At 75.9% G+C, this 5,488-nt stretch carries 2 protein-coding genes and 2 pseudogenes; 1 reads left to right on the top strand and 3 read right to left on the bottom strand.

Annotated elements, in window-relative coordinates; translation table 11 throughout:
* From F8274_RS29765 to F8274_RS29755, 3 genes and pseudogenes are all read right to left on the bottom strand, one after another.
* Window positions 1-869 (bottom strand): annotated as a pseudogene (locus tag F8274_RS29765) (serine/threonine-protein kinase); the annotation flags it as partial.
* 137 nt (window positions 870-1,006) lie between these two features.
* On the bottom strand, window positions 1,007-2,332 hold the full coding sequence (locus tag F8274_RS29760) for a glycosyltransferase family 4 protein (RefSeq protein WP_151465669.1): 1,326 nt from the start codon (window positions 2,330-2,332) through the stop codon (window positions 1,007-1,009).
* Window positions 2,333-2,462: 130 nt separating this feature from the next.
* Entirely contained in the window at window positions 2,463-4,406 is a 1,944-nt protein-coding gene (locus F8274_RS29755; protein WP_151465668.1) for an amylo-alpha-1,6-glucosidase, read from the bottom strand.
* Window positions 4,407-4,448: 42 nt separating this feature from the next.
* Between F8274_RS29755 and F8274_RS29750 the strand changes: the two are divergent.
* Window positions 4,449-5,488: pseudogene (locus tag F8274_RS29750) on the top strand (glucosidase); the annotation flags it as partial.

The following is a 5,488-nucleotide window of genomic DNA, read 5'->3' as shown; positions in this document are numbered from 1 at the left end:
CGTCCCGCCGCTGTCACGGCCCGGCCCGCCGGTCGGGCCCACCGTGCCGCTGTCGCGGCCCGGCCCGCCGGGGGACGGTGTGGCGCCGGCAACCGGCCAGCCGGGCAGGTCGACGGTCGGGGCGGTGGCGGCGGCCAGGAGGCGGGCCGCGTCGTCGTGCCCGAGCCGGTGCCGCGGGTCGCGGCGCAGCAGCCCGACCAGCACCGGCGCCAGCGGGCCGGCGTGCGGCGCCGGATCCGGCGGCTGGCTGGCCAGCGCGGCCAGCGTGGCCATGGCGGTGCTGCGGGCGTACGGGGACCGGCCCTCGACGGCGGCGTGCAGGGTGGCGCCCAACGACCACAGGTCGGCCTCGACGCTGGACACCCCCTCGGCGGCCCGCTCCGGGCCACGTACTGGGGGGAGCCGAGGACCAGGCCGGGGCGGGTCATCATCCCGTCGCCGCCGTCAAAGACGGCCAGCCCGAAGTCGGTGAGCAGCACCGGGCCGTCCCCGGCCAGCAGCACGTTGGCGGGCTTCACGTCCCGGTGCAGCACGCCCGCCTCGTGCGCGGCGCGCAACGCGGCCAGCACCGCCAGCCCGATCCTCGCGGCCCGGCGCGGGTCCACCGGCCCGTCCGAGTCGATGATCTCCTGCAACGAGCGGGACGGGACGTACTCCATCACCAGCCACGGGTCGCCGTCGACCCGGACCACGTCGTAGACCCGGACCACGTTGGGGTGGCTGAGCCGGGCGGTCGCGCGCGCCTCGCGGAGGGTCCGGCCACGCAACTCGTCGCGTTCGTGCGCGGCGAGCCAGCCCGGCGGCACCACCTGCTTCACCGCCACCTCGCGGTGCAGCATCTCGTCCCGGGCCCGCCAGACCCGACCCATCCCGCCGCGGCCGACCAGGTCGAGCAGGCGGTACCGGCCGGCGATCACTACCTGCTGCACCGCACTCCTCACCGCTGGTCGATGTCCACAATAGCCAACGGATCGGACAACACCTATCGCCCGTGAGGGCGGCGCGCTCAGCTCGCGGCGCCGGCCAGCAGATTCCCCTCCGGAATGGCGATCGCGGAGCGGCCACCGGCCAGCAGCCCCGCCGCCCGACGGGTCTGGAACGCGCCGTGCTCCCGGCGTGCGGTGGCGTAGCTGCCGGCGGTCCGGGCGGCGATGGCGGACCAGGCGTAGCGCTCGGCGACCACGGTGCGGGCCCGGCGGGCCACCCGGCGGGCGAAGACCTCGTCGCCGAGCAGCCGGTCGACCGCGCCGGCCAGCGCGCCCGGGTCGCCGTGCGGGAAGGTCACGCCGGTCACGCCCGGCTCGACGATCTCGGCCAGGCCGCCGGTGTCCGCCACCGCGAGGGGCGCGCCGGCGGCGGCCGCCTCCAGGGCGATCATGCCGAACGGCTCGTAGAGGCTGGGGACCACCGTCGCGTCGGTGGCGGCCAGGACGGCCGGGAGCTGCGTGGCGTCCAGGAAGCCGGCGAACCGGACGGTCTCGTCGAGGTCCAGCCGGTGCGCCTGGTCGACCAGCTCGTCGCGGTACGGGCCGTCGCCGGCGATCACCACCCGCAGGCCGGGGTGCCGGTCCCGCAGGTACGGCACGGCGTGCACCAGGTGCTGCACGCCCTTCTCGTACACCAGCCGGCCGGCGTATCCGACCAGCGGGCCGCCGGCGGCGAACCGGGCGCGGGCGGCGGAGACCGCCCGGGGGCGGGCGTGCCAGGCCCGGTCGTCCACGCCGTTGGGGACCACGTCGATCCGCGCGGCGGGCACGTCGAACAGCCGCCCCACCTGGTCCCGCATGTAGCCGGAGCAGGCGATCACCCGGGTCGAGGTGTTGCTCAGCCAGTGCTCGACGCCGTGGATGGTGCGGTTCATCTCCTCGGGCAGCCAGCCCTGGTGCCGGCCGGCCTCGGTGGCGTGGACGGTGGTGACCAGGGGCAGGTCCAGGTGCTCGGCCAGGGTGACGGCGGTGTGCGCGACCAGCCAGTCGTGGGCGTGGATGACGTCGTAGCCGCCGGACCCGGCGGCGCGCAGGGCGGCCCGGGTGAGGGTGTGGTTGAACGCCATGGTCCAGGCCAGCAGCGAGTCGGTGGCGAGCGGGAACCGGACCGGGTCCTCGGCGGCCCGCAGGACGCGCACGCCCTCGGCGTACTCCTCCAGGGGGACGCCCTCGGCGTGCCGGGTGACGACGGTGACCTCGTGGCCGGCGGCGGCCAGCGCCACGGAGAGCGCGTGCACGTGACGGCCGAGGCCACCGACGAGCACGGGTGGGTACTCCCAGGAGAGGATCAGCACCCGCTGGCGCCGGGCGGGCTGGATGTCGATCACTTCGGCGTCAGCGGACATGCGGCCCCCTTGGAGTTGTGGTTCCCGCACCGCCCGACGGCACCGCGTCCGGCGCGTCGTGGGGTCGCAGCCCATCCTGCCCAGCGGTCGATAACCAGCGGCGACGCGCCGGTTGCCGGTCTGTAACGCGTTAGCCCCGAAGGCGCCGGACGCGGAGCAGCTCGGCCACCGACCACGCCTGGAACGGGCAGCCCGTGGCGGCGTGCGGGGCGAGCCCGTCGGCGGTCTCGCTCACCGAGCCCAGGCCGTACTCGGTGAGGTGCCCCTTCAGCCCCACCAGCAGGTCGTCGGTGGGCAGGCCGGCCCGGCGGTACGCGTCGACGAACGGCCCGATCAGCCAGGGCCAGACGGTCCCCTGGTGGTAGCCGGAGTCCCGCTCGGCGGGGCCGCCCCGGTGCCGGCCCACGAAGCCGGGGGAGTCGGGGGCGAGGCTGCGCGGCCCGAGCGGCGTGAACAGCCCCTCGGTGACCCGGCGCAGGGTGGCCTCGTCCGGTTCGAGCGGCGCGTACGGCAGCGACCAGGCCAGCAGCTGGTTGGGGCGGAGCAGGTCGTCGTCGTGGTGCGGCGCCCCGCCGAGCGGGTACGCGGGCGCCGGCGCGTCGACCACGTCGTGCAGCCAACCGGCCGGCGTGGGGAAGCGCTCCCGGAACGCGGCGGCGGCCCGCTCGTGCCGGCCCCGCAGCTCGGTGGCGTCGCCGCCGGCCAGCTCGGTCAGCTCGGCGAGCCCGGCCAGCCCGTTCACCCAGAGCGCGTTGACCTCGACCGGCTTGCCGGTGCGCGGGGTGACCGGCACCCCGTAGACGCGGGCGTCCATCCAGGTGAGCGCCACGTCCGGCGGCCCGCCCTGGGTGAGCAGCCCGTCGGCCGGGTCGACGCCGATGCCGTACCGGGTGCCCGCCACGTGGGCGGCCACCACGGCCTGCAGCGCGGGCAGCAGCTCCACGCCGAGGTCGGTGTCCCCGGTGAGGGTGACGTGCCGGTTCACGGCGTGCAGGAACCACAGCGTCGCGTCGACGGTGTTGTGCTCCACCCGCCCGGTGTCGGCGGTGTTGGCGAGCATCCCCTCCGACAGCGTGGCCGCGTACGCGCGCAGCAGCTCCCGGCCCTCGTCGCCCCGGCCGGTGCGGAGGAGGAGCCCCTCGTAGGAGGTCATGGTGTCCCGCGACCAGGCGCCGAACCAGGGGTAGCCGGCCACCACGTCCGGGCCGGTGGCGGTGTGCACCACGAAGGCGTCGGCGGCCAGGGCGAGGGTCGCGTCGACGTCGTCGTCGGGCTTCGCCGCGGTCACCACCGCCCGGTGCCGCCGCCGGGCGGACTCGACCAGCGCGGTCGCCGGCGGCGGCTCCTCGGCCAGGTCGTCCGCCCACGCCAGCACGGACACCTCGGCGCCCGGCTCGTCGAGGGCGCCGGAGAACCGGCCCGCGTACCAGAGGTCCTCGTCGGGGTGCAGCCCGCGCGCCGCCTCCTCCCGGTGGCGTACGCCGAGCCACCACTGCCCCTCGGGAGTCCAGCCCGGCCCGGCCAGCCGGTACGCGCCCTCCACCACGGCGCCGCCGGCCACCTCCTCCAGCCGCGGGGTGGGGCCGTCGGCCCGCCGCTCGCCGTGCGCGTCCCGCCAGGTGCAGGCCGCGGCCAGGTCCAGCCGGACCGGGCCGCCGGAGACGAGGCGGTGCACCACCGCCACGCAGGACCGGCCGTACGCCATGGCGATCTCCCGCTCGATCACCACGGCGCCGACCCGCCAGCGCCAGCGGGGCACGCCGTCGGTGAGGTCGAAGCGCTCCAGCAGCTCGTAGCCGCGTGGGTCGACCACGCCCGAGGACCACTCGTGCGCGCCGAGCCGGACCTGCTGCCCGGACGGCAGGGTCACCGCCGGGTCGAGGCTGACCAGGCCGACCCTGCGGGCGGCGGGCGTCGCCCCGGCCACCACCAGCAGCCCGTGGTAGCGCCGGGTGCGCAGCCCGGCGACCGTGCCCATGGCGTAGCCGCCGCGCCCGTCGGTGACCAGCCACTCCCGGGCCGACGAGGCGGACAGCTCCCCGCAGACCTGCGGACCGAAGCGAATGTCGATCAACTTTCCTCCACCACCGGCGGGGTGTCACCCGCCACGACGACAATGGCCCCTGTGGAGAAGTACCCCGGCGGCGTCGAAGATGTGCAGGTGATCACTGACCGCCCGACCTCCGCGACCCCCGACCCCGAGCGGCACCGGCTCGCCCAGGCCGACGCCGGGGAGCAGGACTGGCGCGCATGGGGTCCCTATCTGTCCGAGCGGGCGTGGGGGACGGTACGGGAGGACTACAGCGAACACGGCACGGCCTGGGACTACTTCCCCCACGATCACGCGCGCTCCCGAGCCTACCGGTGGAACGAGGACGGCATGGCGGGCGTCTGCGACGACCGGCAGACGTTCTGCTTCGCCCTGGCCCTGTGGAACGGCCGGGACCCGATCCTCAAGGAGCGGATGTTCGGCCTCGGCGGCGACGGCGGCAACCACGGGGAGGACGTGAAGGACTACTGGTGGTACGAGGACTCCACGCCCACCCACTCGTGGATGCGCTGGCGCTACCACTACCCGCAGGCCGCCTTCCCCTACGACGAGCTGGTCGCCGTGAACGCGCTGCGCGGCCGGGACGACACCGAGTACGAGCTGGTCGACACGGGGATCTTCGACGACGACCGGTACTGGGCCGTCACCGTCGACTACGCCAAGGCGTCCCCGACCGACCTGTGCGTGCTGGTCACGGTGGCCAACCGGGGGGACACCGACGAGACCCTGCACGTGCTGCCGACCCTCTGGTTCCGCAACACCTGGGCGTGGGGGCTGCCCGGCGGCGACCGGGTGCCGAAGCTGACCGGTGCGGGGTCCCGGCTGGTCGGCGAGCACTGGGTGCTCGGCCAGCTCCTGCTGGAGGGCGACGGCGAGCCCACCTCGCTGCTGTGTGACAACGACACCAACGCCGAGCGGCTGTGGGGGCTGCCCGGGCGCTCGGCGTACCCGAAGGACGGGATCAACGACCACGTGGTGGCCGGCGCGGCCACCGTCAACCCGGACCGGGAGGGGACCAAGGGGGCGCTGCACTACGTGCTGGACGTGCCGGCCGGCGGGCAGCGCCAGATCCGGCTGCGGCTGACCCGCACCGCCCCGCCCCCGGC

Source organism: Micromonospora sp. AMSO31t (assembly GCF_008868175.1).
In the GTDB taxonomy this organism is placed as follows: Bacteria; Actinomycetota; Actinomycetes; order Mycobacteriales; family Micromonosporaceae; genus Micromonospora.
The sequence above is the reverse complement of the archived record's forward strand: the minus strand, read 5'-3'. Positions and strand labels throughout refer to the sequence as shown.